At 63.6% G+C, this 16367-nt stretch carries 18 protein-coding genes; 5 read left to right on the top strand and 13 right to left on the bottom strand.

Going from position 1 to position 16367, the window contains the following annotated elements; translation table 11 throughout:
• The first annotated feature begins 31 nt into the window (after positions 1-31).
• Positions 32-241 carry a hypothetical protein gene (locus GLL_RS09695; RefSeq protein ID WP_011141870.1) on the top strand — a complete coding sequence of 70 codons (210 nt, stop codon included), beginning with the start codon at positions 32-34 and terminating at the stop codon, positions 239-241.
• On the opposite strand, the gene GLL_RS09690 is transcribed toward GLL_RS09695, so the two are convergent.
• Complete coding sequence (locus GLL_RS09690; protein WP_164928880.1) at positions 238-1140, bottom strand: phosphodiesterase; 903 nt, start codon at positions 1138-1140, stop codon at positions 238-240. The two genes, GLL_RS09695 and GLL_RS09690, sit on opposite strands and share 4 nt — an antisense overlap.
• Positions 1141-1353: 213 nt before the next feature.
• Between GLL_RS09690 and GLL_RS09685 the strand changes: the two genes are divergently transcribed.
• Positions 1354-1938: a cytochrome b N-terminal domain-containing protein gene (locus tag GLL_RS09685; RefSeq protein ID WP_164928879.1), complete on the top strand. Its 585-nt coding sequence runs from the start codon at positions 1354-1356 to the stop codon at positions 1936-1938.
• Positions 1904-2311, top strand: coding sequence for a cytochrome b6-f complex subunit 4 (locus GLL_RS09680; protein ID WP_011141867.1), 408 nt, complete (start codon positions 1904-1906; stop codon positions 2309-2311). Before GLL_RS09685 ends, GLL_RS09680 begins: the two co-directional genes overlap by 35 nt.
• Before the next feature lie 4 nt (positions 2312-2315).
• On the opposite strand, the gene lpxB is transcribed toward GLL_RS09680, so the two are convergent.
• The 6 genes from lpxB to GLL_RS09650 are packed head-to-tail and all read right to left on the bottom strand — an operon-like array spanning position 2316 to position 8694.
• Positions 2316-3479: a lipid-A-disaccharide synthase gene (lpxB, locus tag GLL_RS09675; RefSeq protein WP_011141866.1), complete on the bottom strand. Its 1164-nt coding sequence runs from the start codon at positions 3477-3479 to the stop codon at positions 2316-2318.
• Positions 3480-3483: 4 nt separating this feature from the next.
• On the bottom strand, positions 3484-4341 hold the full coding sequence (lpxA, locus tag GLL_RS09670) for an acyl-ACP--UDP-N-acetylglucosamine O-acyltransferase (protein WP_011141865.1): 858 nt from the start codon (positions 4339-4341) through the stop codon (positions 3484-3486).
• A 40-nt stretch (positions 4342-4381) separates the two neighbouring features.
• On the bottom strand, positions 4382-4810 hold the full coding sequence (gene fabZ, locus GLL_RS09665) for a 3-hydroxyacyl-ACP dehydratase FabZ (protein WP_011141864.1): 429 nt from the start codon (positions 4808-4810) through the stop codon (positions 4382-4384).
• The gene (lpxC, locus tag GLL_RS09660; protein ID WP_011141863.1) at positions 4807-5667 is read right to left on the bottom strand and encodes a UDP-3-O-acyl-N-acetylglucosamine deacetylase; all 861 of its coding nucleotides are present in this window, start codon (positions 5665-5667) and stop codon (positions 4807-4809) included. Before lpxC ends, fabZ begins: the two co-directional genes overlap by 4 nt.
• Positions 5668-5670: 3 nt before the next feature.
• Entirely contained in the window at positions 5671-6720 is a 1050-nt protein-coding gene (lpxD, locus tag GLL_RS09655) for a UDP-3-O-(3-hydroxymyristoyl)glucosamine N-acyltransferase (protein ID WP_011141862.1), read from the bottom strand.
• Positions 6721-8694, bottom strand: a complete 1974-nt coding sequence (locus GLL_RS09650) for a BamA/TamA family outer membrane protein (RefSeq protein ID WP_011141861.1) — start codon at positions 8692-8694, stop codon at positions 6721-6723. It lies immediately after the preceding gene.
• A 219-nt stretch (positions 8695-8913) separates the two neighbouring features.
• On the opposite strand from GLL_RS09650, the gene GLL_RS09645 reads away from it, so the two are divergent.
• A complete protein-coding gene (locus GLL_RS09645; RefSeq protein ID WP_011141860.1) occupies positions 8914-9396 on the top strand; it encodes a bifunctional nuclease family protein in 483 nt (160 codons plus the stop codon).
• A 10-nt stretch (positions 9397-9406) separates the two neighbouring features.
• Here GLL_RS09645 and GLL_RS09640 read toward each other — a convergent pair whose 3' ends face one another.
• Genes GLL_RS09640 through GLL_RS09615 form a run of 6 tightly spaced genes read right to left on the bottom strand, consistent with a single transcriptional unit; the run spans position 9407 to position 13937 of the window.
• Positions 9407-10516 carry a DegT/DnrJ/EryC1/StrS family aminotransferase gene (locus GLL_RS09640; RefSeq protein ID WP_164928877.1) on the bottom strand — a complete coding sequence of 370 codons (1110 nt, stop codon included), beginning with the start codon at positions 10514-10516 and terminating at the stop codon, positions 9407-9409.
• Entirely contained in the window at positions 10513-11544 is a 1032-nt protein-coding gene (locus GLL_RS09635; protein ID WP_011141858.1) for a Gfo/Idh/MocA family protein, read from the bottom strand. The genes GLL_RS09640 and GLL_RS09635 overlap by 4 nt, the downstream gene beginning before the upstream one ends.
• A gap of 54 nt (positions 11545-11598) precedes the next feature.
• Complete coding sequence (locus GLL_RS09630) at positions 11599-12519, bottom strand: hypothetical protein (protein WP_011141857.1); 921 nt, start codon at positions 12517-12519, stop codon at positions 11599-11601.
• Between the two features lie 8 nt (positions 12520-12527).
• Positions 12528-13004, bottom strand: coding sequence for an SMC-Scp complex subunit ScpB (gene scpB / locus GLL_RS09625; protein ID WP_011141856.1), 477 nt, complete (start codon positions 13002-13004; stop codon positions 12528-12530).
• Complete coding sequence (locus GLL_RS09620; RefSeq protein WP_011141855.1) at positions 12955-13680, bottom strand: segregation/condensation protein A; 726 nt, start codon at positions 13678-13680, stop codon at positions 12955-12957. Before GLL_RS09620 ends, scpB begins: the two co-directional genes overlap by 50 nt.
• A gap of 59 nt (positions 13681-13739) precedes the next feature.
• Positions 13740-13937 (bottom strand): hypothetical protein, encoded by a 198-nt coding sequence (locus tag GLL_RS09615; protein ID WP_011141854.1) that lies wholly within the window; start codon positions 13935-13937, stop codon positions 13740-13742.
• 144 nt (positions 13938-14081) lie between these two features.
• On the opposite strand from GLL_RS09615, the gene uvrB reads away from it, so the two are divergent.
• On the top strand, positions 14082-16124 hold the full coding sequence (uvrB, locus tag GLL_RS09610; protein WP_011141853.1) for an excinuclease ABC subunit UvrB: 2043 nt from the start codon (positions 14082-14084) through the stop codon (positions 16122-16124).
• Positions 16125-16367 lie beyond the last annotated feature (243 nt).

Raw genomic sequence — 16367 nt, 5'->3', positions numbered from 1 at the left:
TCCCCCTCGAACCTGAAGAGGAACCGCTCCCATGAAATCGACGCGCACCCTGTTTTTGCTGGTGCTTCTGGCGGCTTTGGGCCTGACGGCCTGCGCCAACCAGCCTTCGGTCGAAGAAGCCCAAAAACCCGGTCTCGGCAATACACCGGTCCCCTCGGGCAATGCCCCGGCCCCGAGCAACACCGAGGCTCCCGAAGGGGTGCCCACCTCGACGCCGGTAGAGGGCACCTCGACCCCTTAGGAGGCGGCGTTCAGGCGCCGGGCCAACCGGCGCTGGGCGAGCAAAGGCAATTGCAGACGGTAGCGCCCGCGCCGGTCGCGGCGGCTTCCGACGGTGAGCGGATACCACAGCGGGCGGCGCTTCGATTCGGGAACCACCGGGATCCAGTCGTAGCGCAACCGCGCGGAGCGGGCGGTCAATTCCAGTTGAAAGTGGCGAAAGGCGTTGGGGGGGCCGCCCAGGGACGGGGCGCTGAAGTAGGGCCGCTTGCGGTAGCTCCAGCGGCGCGGCACGTGCAGGTGGCCGCTCAGCACGGCAACCACGTTCGGCGAGGCGGCCATCAGTTCGGCGAACTGGCTGCCGTCGAGCGGGTTGAGGCGAAAATCGCGAAAGTAAGCCGGTGCCACCGGCGGGTGGTGCAGGGCGACGATCACCTGCTCGTCGCGGTGCACCAGAAGTTGCCAGCGCAGCCACTCCATCTGCTCGGCGGGCAGGCAGCCCTGGGCGTGGGGAAACGGCGCCGGGACCGTGTCGAGGACGATAAGCCGGTAGCCGGGCTTGACGGGCACGCTGTAGTACAGCTTTTCCGGCAGGGCGAGGCGTTCGGCGAAGGTCTGCTTGGTCAACCGTCCCGGCCAGGGTTTGCCCACCACGTCGTGATTGCCCACCACCACGTGATAAGGACACGGCAGAGCGCCCGCAATCGCCACGAACTGATCGAGGGCCGCCGCTTCGGCCTGATCGAACAGGTCGCCCGTAAAGACGACAAAATCGACGCCGCCCAGGGCACAGACTTTTTCGACCGCCAGTTGCAGCAGATGCTCGGGCCGCTCCGAAAGCCACCAGCCCGAACGGCCGGCATTCGGCCGCAGGTGGACGTCTGAGATCTGCACAAAGTTCAGCTGAGGCTCAAGCTTCACCGGGGGTTTCTCCATTGGGGGCTGCGGATAGGGCATGGGGAGCACCCCGCCCACTGAATCCAGCCCGCTTTTATCTTGGCAAACTTCCAGGCGACCCGACTCGGGCTTCAAAATGAACCTACCAGAAGCGAGAGCTCAAAAGCAATGAAATCTTTGGTTACATTGCGCATCCCTTCGTTACAATTGGGGGGTAGCGCGCTGCAGGATGGACCGATGGAGGTCACCAACCGCTCTGCCCAGGAGCGTTTCAAGCAATGGCTGCCCTATTTGTCTTCGGCGACGGTCACCTTTTTGGTCCTCGCGTTGCTCACGGGGGTCTTGCTTGGGGCCAACTTTGTGCCTTCGCTCGGGGCCTACGATTCGACCCGGCAGATTACTTACCAGACCAGCTTTGGTTGGGCGGTGCGCGGCTTGCACTGGTGGGCGAGTTCTTTGACGCTGGTGTGCAGTCTGGCGTTTACCGCTTTGGCCTACTGGTACGGTTATTTTCGCGGTCCGGCCAAATGGATGTGGTGGACGGGTCTGGTGATGGGCCTGATGCTGCTCGGCGCGAATGTGACCGGTTATTACTTGCCTTTGGATCAGAACGCTTACTGGCGCTTGATGATCGAGGCGAATCTGCTCGCCGATGTGCCGGTTCTGGGGGCGGCGGTCAAGTATTTTCTGCTCAACGGTTCGGGGGTGAGCGACGCGAGCATCGCCCGAATCCACTGGTTGCACAGCGTCGTGATGCCTTTGTTCACCGTACTGGCTTTGTTCTCCCATGTATACGCAGCAAGAAAAGCAAAACTCTTCTAAAACCTTGCCCGCCGTTGGTCGCTCGCTCGATACGCGGGTCTTCGATATTGCTTTGGTAGTCATTGCATCGATCGGGGTGGCGCTAGTACTCACGGTTCTCGAACCGCCGCGCCTCATCGAAGCCTACGACGTCTTCGCCACCCCCGAGGTGCTTCCCGAGTGGTACATGCTGCCCGCCTTTTTCATCATCAAGGCTCTGCCTGCCAAGATTCTGGGGCTTGCTGCGATGGCCGGGGTGGTGGCCGGGTTGTTCCTGCTGCCGTTGTTGCCCGATTTGGGCAAGCGTTTGCCGGGGGGCCGCTTTTTGGGCCGGGCGGCGTTTGTCGCTATTCACCTCGGAGTCGCCGTGCTGGGCTTTTTGACACTGGTTTAAGCGGTCAGGACAGACCGGTGCCGTTGAGCACCTTGAGGATAGCTTCCGCCCCTCTGGCGATGACGCCCGGTTCACCCAATTGGGCTTTGACCCGCGCGTACCCCTCACGCATGCGCTGGGCAGCTTTGGGGTCCTTGAGCAATTCCAAACTTGCGGCAGAGAGGGTCTCGACCGTAGCTTCGTCCTGCAAAAATTCGGGCACCACGGCACTCATCTCCACCAGGTTGACCGGGCACATGTAGGGAATCGTAAAGCCCATGATCTTTTTGGCGAACCAGTAGGTGCGCGGATCGACGCGGTAGGCCACCACCTGGGGCAAGTTCAACAGTGCTGCTTCCAAATTGATCGTGCCGGATTTGGTGAGCAACAAGTCGGCGGCGGCGAGCGCGTCGTAATTGCTGCCGGGGGGGATGAACTGCACGGCGATTCCCGCCGCTTTGGCGCCCCGTTCGATGGCCTCCTGGAAGGTCGGGGTGGAGACCGAAAGCCAGAAGCGTACCTCCGGCAACTGCCCGGCGATGGCGCGGGCCGTCTCGAACAAGAGCGGCATCAAATGGCGCAATTCCTGGGTGCGTGAGGCCGGAGTGAGTACTACCACCGGCGCCTCCGCTGGGGTGTCCATGCGCGCGCGAAATTCAGCACGACCCACGGTGGTGCGGACGATGTCGACCAGCGGATGGCCGATCCAGCGGACGTTGCCGCCGTGGCGGGTGTAGAAGCGGGCTTCCTCCGGAAAGATGGCGAGGATGAGGTCGGTAAAACCGACGATCTGGGCGGTGTCTCCCTTAAAAGTCCGCCAGACCCATTCCTGGGGGGCAATGTAGTAGATCACCGGGATACCAAGCTTCTGGGCCAGCTTGCCCACCCCGACGTTGGAGCCGATGTAGTCGATGAGCACCACCGCGTCGGGGCGAAAGCTGGTGAGCAGCTTTTTGAGGCGCGCCTGGATGCGCAGGGTCGGCAGGATATAAGGAATGGCCTCGACGACGCCGATCGAGGAGAGGGTGGTGGTGTCGCTCAGCATCGGGATGCCCAACTGCGCCATGCGCCGGCCGCCTAATGCCTGGATCTCCAGATCCGGACGGCGCTCGCGCAGCGCCTGGATAAGATAGCTGCCGTGCAGGTCGCCTGAGACCTCGCCGGTACTGACAAAAAGCCGGGCTGCCATCGATTTAGGCGTCGTCGCCGCCGGGGCGCTTGCGGGCGGCGGGGGTGGGACCGCGTCGCGCCGGGTCGCCCACCGACCGGCTCAAAAACGTGTGCAGGTGATCGATATAGGGATTGCCCGCCAGGGCCTGCAACTCGACCAGGGCTTTTTCGAGGGGCGTGGCGGAGCGGTAGAGCAACTTGTAGGCCTGGCGCAACAGCCGGTAGCTCTCGCGGTCGGCCCCGGCGGCGTCGGAGATGCCGGCGCGCTCGAGACCCACCCAGTTGAGGCCGCGGGTGCGGCCCGGGTGGCCCTCCACCAGCGTAAAAGGCGGCACGTCGCGGTCGACGCGGGCCATGCCGCCGATGTAGGCGAGCCTGCCGATGTGCACGAACTGGTGGACGCCCACCAGGCCGCCGATGCGCGCCTGCGACTCGATGTGCACATGCCCGGCGAGCATCACGGCGTTGGTGATCACGACATTGTCGCCGATGGCGCAGTTGTGGCCGACGTGCACGTAGGCCATCAACAGATTCTTGTCGCCCACGACGGTCTCGCTGCCCTTGTCGGTGCCGCGGTTGACGGTGACAAATTCGCGGATGTCGTTGTTGTCGCCGATGCGCACCCGCGAGGGTTCGTTGCGGTACTTGAGATCCTGGGGCGGGGTGCCGATGCTGGCGCCGTTATAGATGACGTTGTCGCAGCCAATCTCCGTCCAGCCGTCGATCACGGCGTGGGGACCGACCACCGTGCCCGCCCCGATGCGCACGTGCTCACCCACCACCGCAAACGGGCCGACCTGGACGCTCTCGTGCAGGACAGCCCGCGGGTGAATGACGGCCGAGGGGTGGATCAAAGGTGTCGTCAAGGCGGGTGGATTCATGACTTTTGACGATTGTGGCATGGGCGGGAGATGGCTGGACTCAATCTACCAGGGAAAACATAATCTCGGCTTCGGCTACCAGTTTGCCATCGACCTCCGAGCGGGTCTGCATGATCCCGAAGCGCTTCTGGCGGGTGCGCAGATCCTCAGCGGTGATGATCACCTGATCACCCGGCACCACCTGGCGGCGAAAGCGGGTCTTGTTGACCCCCACCAGCAGCGGGATCTTGCCCACCGCCTCGGGCAACTGCCCGCAGACGATGCCGCCCACCTGGGCCATCGCCTCGATGAGCAAGGCCCCCGGCATCAGCGGCCGGCCGGGGAAGTGCCCCTGGAAGAACGGCTCGTTGATGGTGACGTTTTTGATGCCGACCGCCCGCACCCCCGGCTCGAAGACGAGCACGCGGTCGACGAGTAAAAACGGGTAGCGGTGGGCGAGGATCTTCTGAATTTCGATGTTGTCGATCATTGGGACGGCTTTTGGGAGCATACGGATGGAACGGGAACCTTTTCGGCAAGGGCGCGGGCGAGCCTGCCGTGCAGGGCGTGGCCCGCTTTGTAGGCGACGATGTGCCCACTGAGGGCGACTCCTGCCAGACTCAAATCCCCCAACAGATCGAGCAGCTTGTGGCGGGCGGGCTCGTCGGGCCAGGTGGGCGGTGTGAGCCAGTCGTCGGCACCGGCCACCAGGGCGCAATCGAGGCTGCCTCCCTGAATCAGGCCACAGGCAAGCAGTTGTTCGACCTGGGACTGGAGGGTGAAGGTGCGCGCCGGAGCCACCTCGCGGGCAAAATTCTCAGGGGTCAGCTCCAGGCTGAACCAGTGCCGGCCGATCGGGTGGGGAAAGTCGATGCCGTAACTGACCTGCAAAGCCGGGGTGTCGGTGGGCATGGCGACTACGAAGGCGTCGCGCTCGTAGACGGCTACCGGCTCGGCAATCTGATAGAAGCGCCGGGGAGCGTTTTGCCGGACGGTTCCCGAGCGGACCACCGCCTCGACGTAGGGGCGGGCGGAGCCGTCGAGGATGGGCAGTTCGGGACCTTCCACCTCGATGCGGCAGTTGTCGATCCCCAGACCGTAGAGGGCCGCGAGCACGTGCTCGACGGTCTGGATCGCCGCGCCGTTCTCGCTGAGGGTGGTGCACAGGGGACTGGGACGAAAGCCGCGGGCCAGGGCCGGGATCGCCGGGGTGCCGGCAAGATCGGCGCGCACGAAGCACCGGCCGCTATCCGGAGGAGCCGGGCACAGCCGCACGGCGACGGACGCCCCCTTGTGCAACGAGATGCCCGAAAGCTGGACGGTGGCGGCTAGGGTCTGCTGCTGCACCGATCAGAGCCTCCCCAAAAGCTGCACTTCCAATTGCTCGATGCGCCGCTGCATCTGGCGCATCTGCTCGACGATCTGCGGCAGGCGCGAGCGGGCCGCCTGCTGCTTGAGTTCGAGCAGGTGATCTTGGGCCGGAAAACCGGAGACCTTGGAGTGATCGGGCAAATCTTTGGTCACCCCGGAACGGGCAAGCACCAAACAATCGGCGCCCACGGTAGTCTGGTTGGCCACCCCCGCCTGCCCAGCGATCACGGTGCGGTCGCCGACTTTGACCGAGCCTGCAAGACCAACCTGGGAGACGATCAGGCAGTGGCGGCCGATGCGGTCGTTGTGGCCGATGTGGACCAGATTATCGATCTTGGTGCCCGCCTGGATTTCGGTCTGGCCCATGGTGGCGCGGTCCACCGCGACGTTGGCGCCCACCTCGACGTCGTCGCCGATAACCACCGTGCCCACCTGCGGCACTTTGAGGTGCCTTTCGCCGGTCGGCACAAAGCCGTAGCCGTCGGAGCCGAGCACGCTGCCCGCGTGGATGACCACCCGGTCGCCCAGGCGGATGCCGTCCATGAGCACCACGTTCGGATAGATCAGACACTCGCTGCCCACCACCGCCTCCGCCCCGACGTACACCCCCGGAAACAGGTGCGTGTTGGCCCCGACCGCGGCGCGCGGACCGACGTAGACCAGGGCCGCCACCGAGGCACTCGGATGGACCACCGCACTCGGATGGACGACCGCACTCGGATGGATGCCCGCGGGCGGCATCGCAATCGGCTGCGGAAACATGTGGGCGAGCACCTGCGCCATGGCCAGGCGCGGGTTGGCCACCACGATCTGGGTGAGATGCTCGAAGGGCCAGCGCACCGGGGTGATCGCCACCCCGGCGCGGGTCGTCTCGATGAGCTTGCGCGCGTGCAGGTCGAGGGCAAAGGTCAGATCGCCCCCTTCGGCTTCCTCCGGAGGCCGGGCACCCACGACCAGCCGCCCGGGATCGCCCGACAGCTCGCCGCCGACCAGGTCGGTCAATTCAGCAGCGCTGAATTGGACTCCCATCTAAAACTTTTCTCCAAGGCCAAAGTGCACCTGGCTGGGTAGCCCGGCGGTGTTGGCGGCAAAGTCGATGCGCAGGGGACCGAGGGGCGACTGGACGCGCAGGCCGATGCCGAAGCCCAGGCCCGCACCGATTTTGCCGCGCACGATGGCCGGAGCCCCAAGTACGGCCGCCTGGGAACCGAGGGTGGTGCCGTAGTCGACAAAAAGCGCCGCCCCTACCGGATCGAAGACCGGGGCGCGAAACTCGACGGAGTTGATCATATAGCTGCGGCCGGTGCCGAGGTTGCCTTCAAAAAAGCCGCGCACCGAGTTGCCGCCGCCCAGGGTAAAGGCTTCGTAGGGCGGCAGGGCGCCGAAGACCGTACCCACGGAACTGTTGAAGGCGAGCACCTGCTTGCCCTGGCCCCAGGGGAGGATGTCCATCGGGATGAACTGGCTGTAGGAGACGGTCGGCCGCGTGAAAAAGACATCCCCCAACACTCCCACCGATTGGTCCAAAGAACCGCGCAACACCGAGCCGGAGCGCGGCGTGTTCGGGTTGTCGCGGGTGTCGCGCACCAGCGCCCCCTGCAAGAAAAAGAGCCGGTCGGTGTCGGTGCCGCTGATGGTAAGCGGGTTGCCGAGATTGTCGGTGGTATAGCGCCGCCCCAAAAAGTCGCGCAGCTGCACCGTCTCGAAACGTGCCCCCGCCGAGGCGCGCCATTCGTTGTTGAGCGGCCTGCCAAAGATGACACCCAGGCCGAGGCGATTTTCGCGGGGCGTCTCGACAAAGCCCGTGCGCGGGTTGAGCACGCCGACGCCGCCGCCGTTGAAGACGTAGCTGAAGGCTTGGCGATTGAAGATGTTGGTCGAAAGCGACGTGCGGTTGGGATCGCCCGCGATCCACGGGTCGGTAAAGCTCAAGTTGAACAGCAAAATCTGGCCGCCGCCCTGCACATCAAGGCCGATCTTCTGGTTGTTGCCGCCCAAGTTGCTCTCCTGCAGCGACAGGGTGCCAAAAAAGCCGTAGGCCGAGTTGACGCCCGCACCCGCGGCGATCGAGCCGGTGCTTTTCTCTTCGACTTTGATATTGACGACCACTTTTTGGGGATCTTGCCCCTGGCCCAAGTCGAGGCCCACATCCTTGAAAATGTTGAGCGCGTAGACCCGCTGCAAGTCGCGCTGGATGGCGTTGCGGTTGAATACTCCCCCCGGCTTGAGGGCGACTTCGCGGGTCACGATAAAGTCGCGCGTGCGGGTGTTGCCCTTGACGCGGATGTCCTCGATGATCCCCTCGGTGACGGTGAGCTTGACTTTGCCGTCGGGGGTCGATTGCACGTCGGCGACTTTGGCGAGCACATAGCCGCGCTCGGCGTACCACTCTTCGAGCGATTTGACGCCGCGCTGCAGTTCACCAAAGTTGAGCGTCTGGCCCACCTGGTTTTTGAACGTTTCTTGGACCACGGCCTCCGGCAGCAGGGTGCTCCCCTCGGTGCTCACCGCCTCCAGAGTCGGGTTGGGGGACACGTCGAAGGTGACGCGCACACCGAGCGGGGTGTCCTCCGGGGTGGCTTTGACGTCGGCGAAGTAGCCGGTGGCAAAGACGGCGTTGATGTCCTGCTGCAGTTGGGTGCGGGTGGTGGTCTGGCCGGGACGGGTGCGGATGGCGTTGTAGACGCGCCCTTCGAGGGTGTCGCCGAGCTTGCCCTTGCTCGCTACGACCCGGACTTCGGCTACGAGCACTTGCGGCTCGGCAGGGGCGGCCGGTTCGGTGGGAGCCTGCTGCGGTTCGGCAGGCGGCGTATCCGGGACGGCCGGGGTAGCGGCGGGCGGCGTCTCGGCCGGCTGTGCCGGACCGGCGGGAGGAGCCTCCGGGGCGGCAGCCGGCGGCGCCTGCTCCTGGGCTAGAAGCGCCGGGGTGAATCCCAACTGGGCGACAAGCAGCACCGAGGCAGCAGTCTGCCCGTAACCAGAACGTCCAAAAAGTGGGTGCATGAGCGCAAAGCCTGTAAATTGCGAAGTGGGCGGCTCGATCCGCGAAGACCGGTGGTCTCGGATGGGTCAATTTAGTTTACCGTGATTGCCGCCGCTTACCACACCCCTCCCTTTGCCAAACGCCCGAAAACCCCAGCTGAACCGGTTGTCAAAGGCAGTGGCAGATCGGGTAGGATCGGGCGCAAAATAGCATCAGTTCTCGAAACGCAAGGGGTGCCCATGGCGGTAGAGATGAAGGTTGCAGCAATTGCCCTGGACGCGGCGAGCCGTCTGCCGATTGTGATCCTGCGCGATCTGCACGACCGCCGTGCCCTTCCTATCTGGATCGGCAAGGCCGAAGCGAACGCCATCTTGCAGGCCCTCGAAGGACAGCGCCCCCCCCGCCCGATGACCCACGACCTGCTTGCCGATCTATGCAAGGAGTGGGATCTTCATGTCGAAAAAATCGTTATTCACTCTTTGCAAAACAACACTTTCTACGCGATTATTACGGTCCGCCGCGGCAAGCAGCGCAAAGAAATCGACTCGCGCCCAAGCGATGCAATTGCGCTGGCGTTGCGCACGATGACGCCCATCTGGGCGATGGAAGAAGTAATCGCCGAAGCGTCCATCCCGGTCGATCAAGAAGCCGACGAAGCCGAACGCGAAGCATTCCGGGATTTTTTGCAGACGCTCAATCCCAACGACTTCATCCGGGGCTGAATTTTTTGCTTCAGACCCAGGCCACCGGTGCCGCCGCGCGCATCGCCCGCGCCACCCCCTCGATTTGCGCGTCGCTCAACTCCGGAAACATTGGCAAAGAGAAGACTTCCGCCGCCGCCTGCTCCGCTGCGGGCAGATCCCCGGGTCGGTAGCCCAGGGCGGCATAAGCGTTTTGCAGATGCAGCGGTACCGGGTAGTAGATGCCCACCCCGACTTTTTGCTCGCCCAGGCCCGCCACGAAGCGCTCGCGGTGGACGGAGCGCACGGTGTACTGGTGGTAGGTGTGGGTCGAATAGGCGGCGCGGGCCGGGGTTGCAAGCGGCAGATCGGAGAATAGCGCGTTGTAGCGCTGGGCGATCTGGGCGCGGCGGCGGTTCCACCCTTCCAGATGCGGCAGTTTGATGCGCAGCACCGCCGCCTGCATTTCGTCGAGGCGCGAGCAGTAACCGACTTCGTCGTGGTAGTAGCGCCGGGTCTGGCCGTGCACCCGCAGCGCAGCGACGCGATCGCGCAGCCCTTCGTCGGAGGTGACCACCATGCCCCCATCGCCGAAGGCTCCCAGATTCTTGGTGGGATAAAAGCTCAGACAGCCCGCCACCCCCAGCGAACCGACCGGACGGTCTTTGTAAAGCGTGCCGATCGCCTGGGCGCTGTCTTCGATGACGTGCAGGCCCCGGCGACGGCCAATCTCCAGAATCGGGTCCATGTCGGCGGCCTGACCAAAAAGATGCACCGGCAAAATCGCCCGGGTGCGCCCGGTGATACGCGCTTCGATCTGGGCAGGGTCGATGTTGAAAGTCTCCGGGTCGATGTCGACGAAGACCGGCGTCGCCCCGCAGTAGGAGATCGCCTCGGCGGTGGCGATGAACGTAAAGGGCGAAGTGATCACCTCGTCCCCCGGCCCGATGTCCAGGGCCCTGAGTACCAGGTGCAGCGCGTCGGTGCCCGAGGCGACGCCGAGGCCGAAACTCGCCCCGCTCAAAGCCGCGATCTCCGCTTCGAGGGCGCGGCCATGGCGACCGAGGATAAAACTGCCGCCGGTGCAAATTTCGTGCAGGGTCTTTTCGATTTCAGGAAGCAGTCGGGCTGTCTGTAGCGACAGGTCGAGCATCGGTATCAAGCGAGGATCTCCGCCAAATCTGGGTCGGTACCATACCACATTTTGCCGTCGAGGGCCACCTGCTCGATCTGGGCCGCCAGGCGCAGGGCCTTGAGGGCCTGCTCGCCCCCCACCGAAGGCTGGTTGCCACCGCGCACACAGTGAATAAAGTGTTCGAGTTCGGCGCTTAATGGCTCGATATTGCTGGTCTGGACCTTCTCGATCAGGCCCGCCTGGCGGTAGAGCACCTGGCCGTACTCGGTGGTGTAGTCCGACTCGGGGGGGCGGTGGATGAGCACTTCGCCGCTCAAAAAATCGGCCTCCACCAGGCTGTTTTTGCAGTGGGCCGAGAGGGTGCGGATCTTGCGGTGGGTGACTTTGCTCGCGGTGAGGTTGGCGACGGTGCCGTTGGAGAAGACGACCGTGGCGGTCACGTAGTCGAGATAGCCCGAGTGGGTGGCGCGGTTGCCGGCGGCGGTCATCTTGGCCATCGGGTAGGGCACCAGTTCTAAAAGCAAGTCGATGTCGTGGATCATCAAGTCGAAGACCACCGAAACGTCGTTGGCCCGCGATGAATAGGGGCTCATGCGGTGGGCTTCGAAGGCGAGCAGTTCTTCTTGCTTGAGGACGTTGCGCAACTCGCGAAAGGCCGGGTTGAAGCGCTCGATGTGGCCCACTTGCAAAATGCGGCCGTTTTGGGCGGCGAGGTTGACCAGTTCTTCGGCCTCGGAGATGTGGGCGGCAATCGGCTTTTCGATCAAAATGTGCCGCCGCGATTTGAGACACTCCTGCCCGACGGTGTAGTGCAGGCGGGTGGGCACCGCGATGCAGACGGCCTCGACGTGCTCGATCAGTTCACGGTAGTCTTTAAAAAACTGCACCCGGTATTTACTGGCTACATCCAGGCCGCGCGCTTCGTCGACATCGGCAATGCCGACCAGGGTCACATCCTTGAGCAGACTCAGCACCCGGGTATGGTGCTGGCCCATGTTGCCCACGCCGATGACACCGACGCGGATGGGCACGGAGTCACCCGTATTTTGCAGCATGGATATTCCACTTAACAAAACATCAGGATTTTACCACCGAATCTTCTCCACCCATCAGGGCATCACCGGCAAATTGAAATCGCGCATTCCGGAGATGCGGTTTTCGTTGATCACGATCCGGTAGGGCGGCTCCCAGGGGCCGCGGCCGTGGATGCTCAGGCGGGCCGTCCCCTCCGGCGGGATGATCCCCTGCTCCAGGCTCAAATCGATGCGGGTGCGCCGGTCGCCGGCACCCGCGTCGTTGAGGCGGATGAGTCCCGGCAAGAAGATATAGCGCTGGTTGGAGTTGTTGTCCAGGTGAGCGGTAATCACAAATTCGTTGCCCTGCACCCGCACGGAGGAAGCGCTCAGGGTCACCCCGCCCCGGGTCTCACCGACATCGAGCTGAATGTCTTCAAAGAGGCTGGTGGGCGTCTGGCGCTTGCTGGGCAGGGGGCGCAGGCGCGGAGCGAAACTCGGGGGCAAGGTCGGCGGTGCCGAGGAGACGGCCGGGGCGGTACTGGCGGCTGGGGCGAGCGCCTGGCGCCACTGGCGGATCTGGGCCTGGGCCTGGGTGTGGACGGGGTTGCCGGGGGCGACGCGCTCAAGCACAGCGATCGACGCTTGCAATGCCCGTGGGGAGCCCGTCTGGGCCTGGGTGCGCGCCTGCTCGAGCAGTTGATCGCTCCAGCGGCGCAAGTCGGCCTGGGCGGCGGTGTGGGCGAACGAATCGGGGGGGATGCGGCCCGCCTGGTTGACGGCGGCGAGCAAATCGGCGCTCGTGCCGCCCGCCGCCACGGCGCGGGCCTGCTCCAACTGCATCTGCTGGGGCAACTGCCGCATCAATTTCTGGAGCGTCAGCACCTTGGCGGCCGTCGCTTGGGGCTCGGGGGCGGGCCGCCACTGAAAGACGACCAGCGCGCCCACCGCCAGCATCGCCAGCAGGGCGGCGACCGTAAAGAGCAGCAAGTTTGTCCGCAAACCGGCCAGATCCATAGCACTCCCTACCTCACCAGATCCCGCACATCTTCGATGGCAAAGTACTGAAAGAACTTCTCGGTGACGCGCAGCTTGTAGGAGCGCCCCTCGGCGCAGCGGGAGACGAAGCCCTTGCCGACCAGGTCGCGCACCTGATCGTAGGCCCCCGAACCGCGCAACTCCACCAATTCGCTCTGGGGGAGGGGACCTTTGAGGGCGATGAGCGCCAGGGTGCGCTGGGCGCCCACCCCCAGGTCGGCGGGCACCAGCCGCTGGATGAGATCTTGCAGGGGCGGTCTCAGTTGCAGGGCGTAGCCTGTGGCGGTGTCGGCAATCTCCAGGGCGCTGTCGCGGCCGGCATAATCCTCGAGCAGCTCAAGCAACGCCTCGCGGCAATCGTCCCGATCGCACTCCGCGTAGCGGCTGAGCTGTTCAAGGTTCAGCGGACGCGCTTTAAGGTAGAGCACCGCCTCCAGGCGGGTCTTGAGATTCGTCGACGGCATAGATCTCGATGTCTCTGTAAAATTCGGCTTGGGCGAGCACCACCCGGTCGCGGTGCGCCAGAAACAGCAAACCCAGAAACGCTCCCACGCGATCCCGGTAGTGTTCTAACAATTTTTCGAAGGCGGTGACGCCTTTGGTGGTGAGCACCGCCCACAATCCGGTCACGATCGCTTCGAGGTTCTCCTGGTGGGCCAGATGCTCGACTTGCTCCATGGTGCGCACCATCGGACCTTTGAGGGGTGGGCGGCGCTCGGCGGTGCGCTTTTGGGCCTGGTGGCCCTCCATTTGCTCGACTTCGCGCAGATGGGCAATCAGATCATTGAGGGTCAGGGGCCGATCGACCATCGCAGGCACCGCCGGACGGCGGCGGATCAGGCGCTCGAGGGCCACCGCCGGTCCGTTGGGGCCCAGTGGGTGCGACAGCGCCTCTTCTTCATCCTCCGGCACGTCGAGCGGATCGGGCGATTGCATCGATCCTTCGAGGATCTCCGCCTTCATGTGCACCAGCACCGAAGCATAAAAAAGCGCCTGGCCCGAGCGGGGCAGGTCCGAAACGTCGAGGCTGCCGAGCGATTGCAAGAAGCGATCGGTCAACTGCACCACGTCGATATCCCACGGATCGATTTCACCCCGCCGGGCCAGGTCTATCAATATACCGATCGCGTCTTTGGGCATACGGAGTGCCAGGGCCGATTGCCATCAAGAATAGCACCCGCAAAACCCCGTGCCGATCTCTAGAGTTCGCGCTCAGAAAATTGGATGACGTCCATCTTCGAAAACTGCCAGCTTCCCGAGGGCGAATCGACTGGAAATCCATTCGCGCGCAGTACGGCGAAATATAAAGGATTGCTGTCGTCCGCTTCGACGGTGAAGCCTTTGGTTTTTAACTTGCGCACCGCCTGCTGGAAGAGGCGGTCCAACACATTGCTCATACCGGCCCAGGCGCCCGTCGGGTAGATTCAGCACCCAAAACGGTAACACGAAGCGGGGGCGATGGAAACGGCCGCCGCCGATCCGGACGGCCGGGGGCGGCAGAGGCTACAATAGGAAACAGGTTGTGAACTTTTGGACACGCAATGACCGACGACCGCTTCGTAGTCTCGGCCCCATACCGGCCGACCGGGGACCAGCCCCGGGCGATTGCCCAGCTCAGTGCCGGAGCGCTGGGCGGTGTCACTTTTCAGACGTTGTTGGGGGCGACTGGCACCGGCAAGACCTTCACGATCGCCAATGTGATCGAAAAGGTCGGTAAACCGACCCTGGTCCTGGCCCACAACAAGACCCTCGCCGCCCAGCTTTGCAACGAATTGCGCGAATTTTTTCCCGACAATGCTGTCGAATACTTTGTTTCTTATTACGACTACTACCAGCCCGAAGCGTACATCCCCCAGACCGACACCTATATCGAAAAATCGGCGAGCATCAACGACGAAATCGACATGCTGCGCCATTCGGCCACCCGCTCGCTCTTCGAGCGGCGCGACGTGATTGTGGTGGCCTCCGTCAGCTGCATTTACGGCCTGGGTATGCCCGAGGAGTACCTGCGCGCCGCCATTCCCCTCAAAGTCGGATCGAACATTGATCAGCGCGAGTTGCTGCGCCAGTTGGTCACGGTACAGTACGAGCGCAACGACATCGATCTGGGCCGCGGCCGCTTCAGAGTGCGCGGCGATGTGGTCGAGATCGGTCCCGCCTACGAGGATCGGATCATCCGGGTCGAATTTTTTGGCGACGAAGTCGAGGCGGTGCGCTGGCTCGACCCGGTCACAGGCGAGGTGGTCCGCTCGGTCAACAGCCTCAACATCTACCCGGCCAAGCACTTTGTGACACCTGAGGAGCAGCTGGAGCAGGCCTGCATCGCCATCGAACAGGAACTGGAGGCGCGCGTGGCCGAACTGGAGGGCGAAAACAAGCTGCTGGAGGCCCAGCGCATCAAGCAGCGCACCCGCTACGACCTGGAGATGCTGCGCGAGGTGGGTTACTGCAACGGCGTCGAAAATTATTCGCGCCACCTCGCCGCCCGCCGGCCGGGTGAAGCGCCCTCTTGCCTCATCGATTATTTTCCGCAGGACTGGCTGTTGGTGGTCGACGAATCCCACGTCACCATCCCCCAGATCCGCGGCATGTACAACGGCGACGCCCAGCGCAAAAAAGTGCTCATCGATCACGGTTTCAGGCTCCCTTCGGCCGCCGACAACCGCCCGCTCAAAGCGCCCGAATTCTGGGATAAAGTCCGCCAGGCCATCTTCGTCTCGGCCACCCCGGGCGATTGGGAAGTCGAACTCTCGGGCGGCGGTCGCGACCCCGAGACCGGCCGCATGGCAGGGGAGCACGTCGCCGAGCAGATTATCCGGCCCACCGGCGTGCTCGACCCCGAGGTCTTTGTGCGGCCGGTGGCAGGTCAGGTGGACGACTTGCTCCACGAAATTCACGATCGGGTCGCCCGCCGCGAGCGGGTATTGGTCACCACCCTCACCAAGCGCATGGCCGAGGATCTCACCGAGTACTTCCAAGAGCGGGGGGTTAAAGTGCGCTATTTGCACTCAGAAATTCAGGCCATCGAGCGCATCGAGATTTTGCAGGCTCTGCGCCAGGGCGATTTTGACGTGCTCATCGGCGTCAACTTACTTAGAGAAGGGCTCGATTTGCCCGAAGTGTCGCTGGTGGCGATTCTGGACGCTGATAAAGAAGGGTTCCTGCGCGCCGAGCGCTCGCTGATTCAGACGATTGGCCGGGCGGCGCGCCATGTGCGCGGACAGGTGATCATGTACGCCGACCGCCTCACCGCCTCGATGGACAAAGCGATCAGCGAGACCGAGCGGCGCCGCCAGATCCAGAGGGCCTACAACGCAGCGCACGGCCTCACCCCCCAACCCATCGTCAAGCGCCTGGATGCCAACAGCATCCTCGACTATCTGGCAGTTTCCCGCCGCCTCAACCAGCAGGAACTCGAAGCTGCCGCCGCCGCCCCGGCGGAAGTGGCCCTGGCCGATATTCCCGAACTGGTGTCGCAGCTGGAGATCCAGATGCGCGATGCGGCCAAGAAGCTGGAGTTCGAGAAAGCCGCCGAGTACCGCGATAAAATCCATAAGCTGCGCGAGCGGCTTTTGGGCAAGTAACGAGGCCATCAATTTTCGGGGGGTACTTGCTGCATCTGTGTTGCTGAGCGCTTTCCAGCCCGTGCCGGGTCGGTAGCGTTCCCTCGCGGGCGCGCTTCCCCATGACTTCTATGCCTTAAGACAGAGAATAGCTGGGAAGCGGTGCTTACGCACCGCTTCCCAGCTATTTTAGATACAAGTCTTTGTTCGTATTGACTCGTGCTGAATGTCGTGTTGTGTGTCAATCCGGAGTTACCGCTGAAC

Source organism: Gloeobacter violaceus PCC 7421 (genome assembly GCF_000011385.1).
Lineage (GTDB): Bacteria > Cyanobacteriota > Cyanobacteriia > Gloeobacterales > Gloeobacteraceae > Gloeobacter > Gloeobacter violaceus.
The sequence above is the reverse complement of the archived record's forward strand: the minus strand, read 5'-3'. Positions and strand labels throughout refer to the sequence as shown.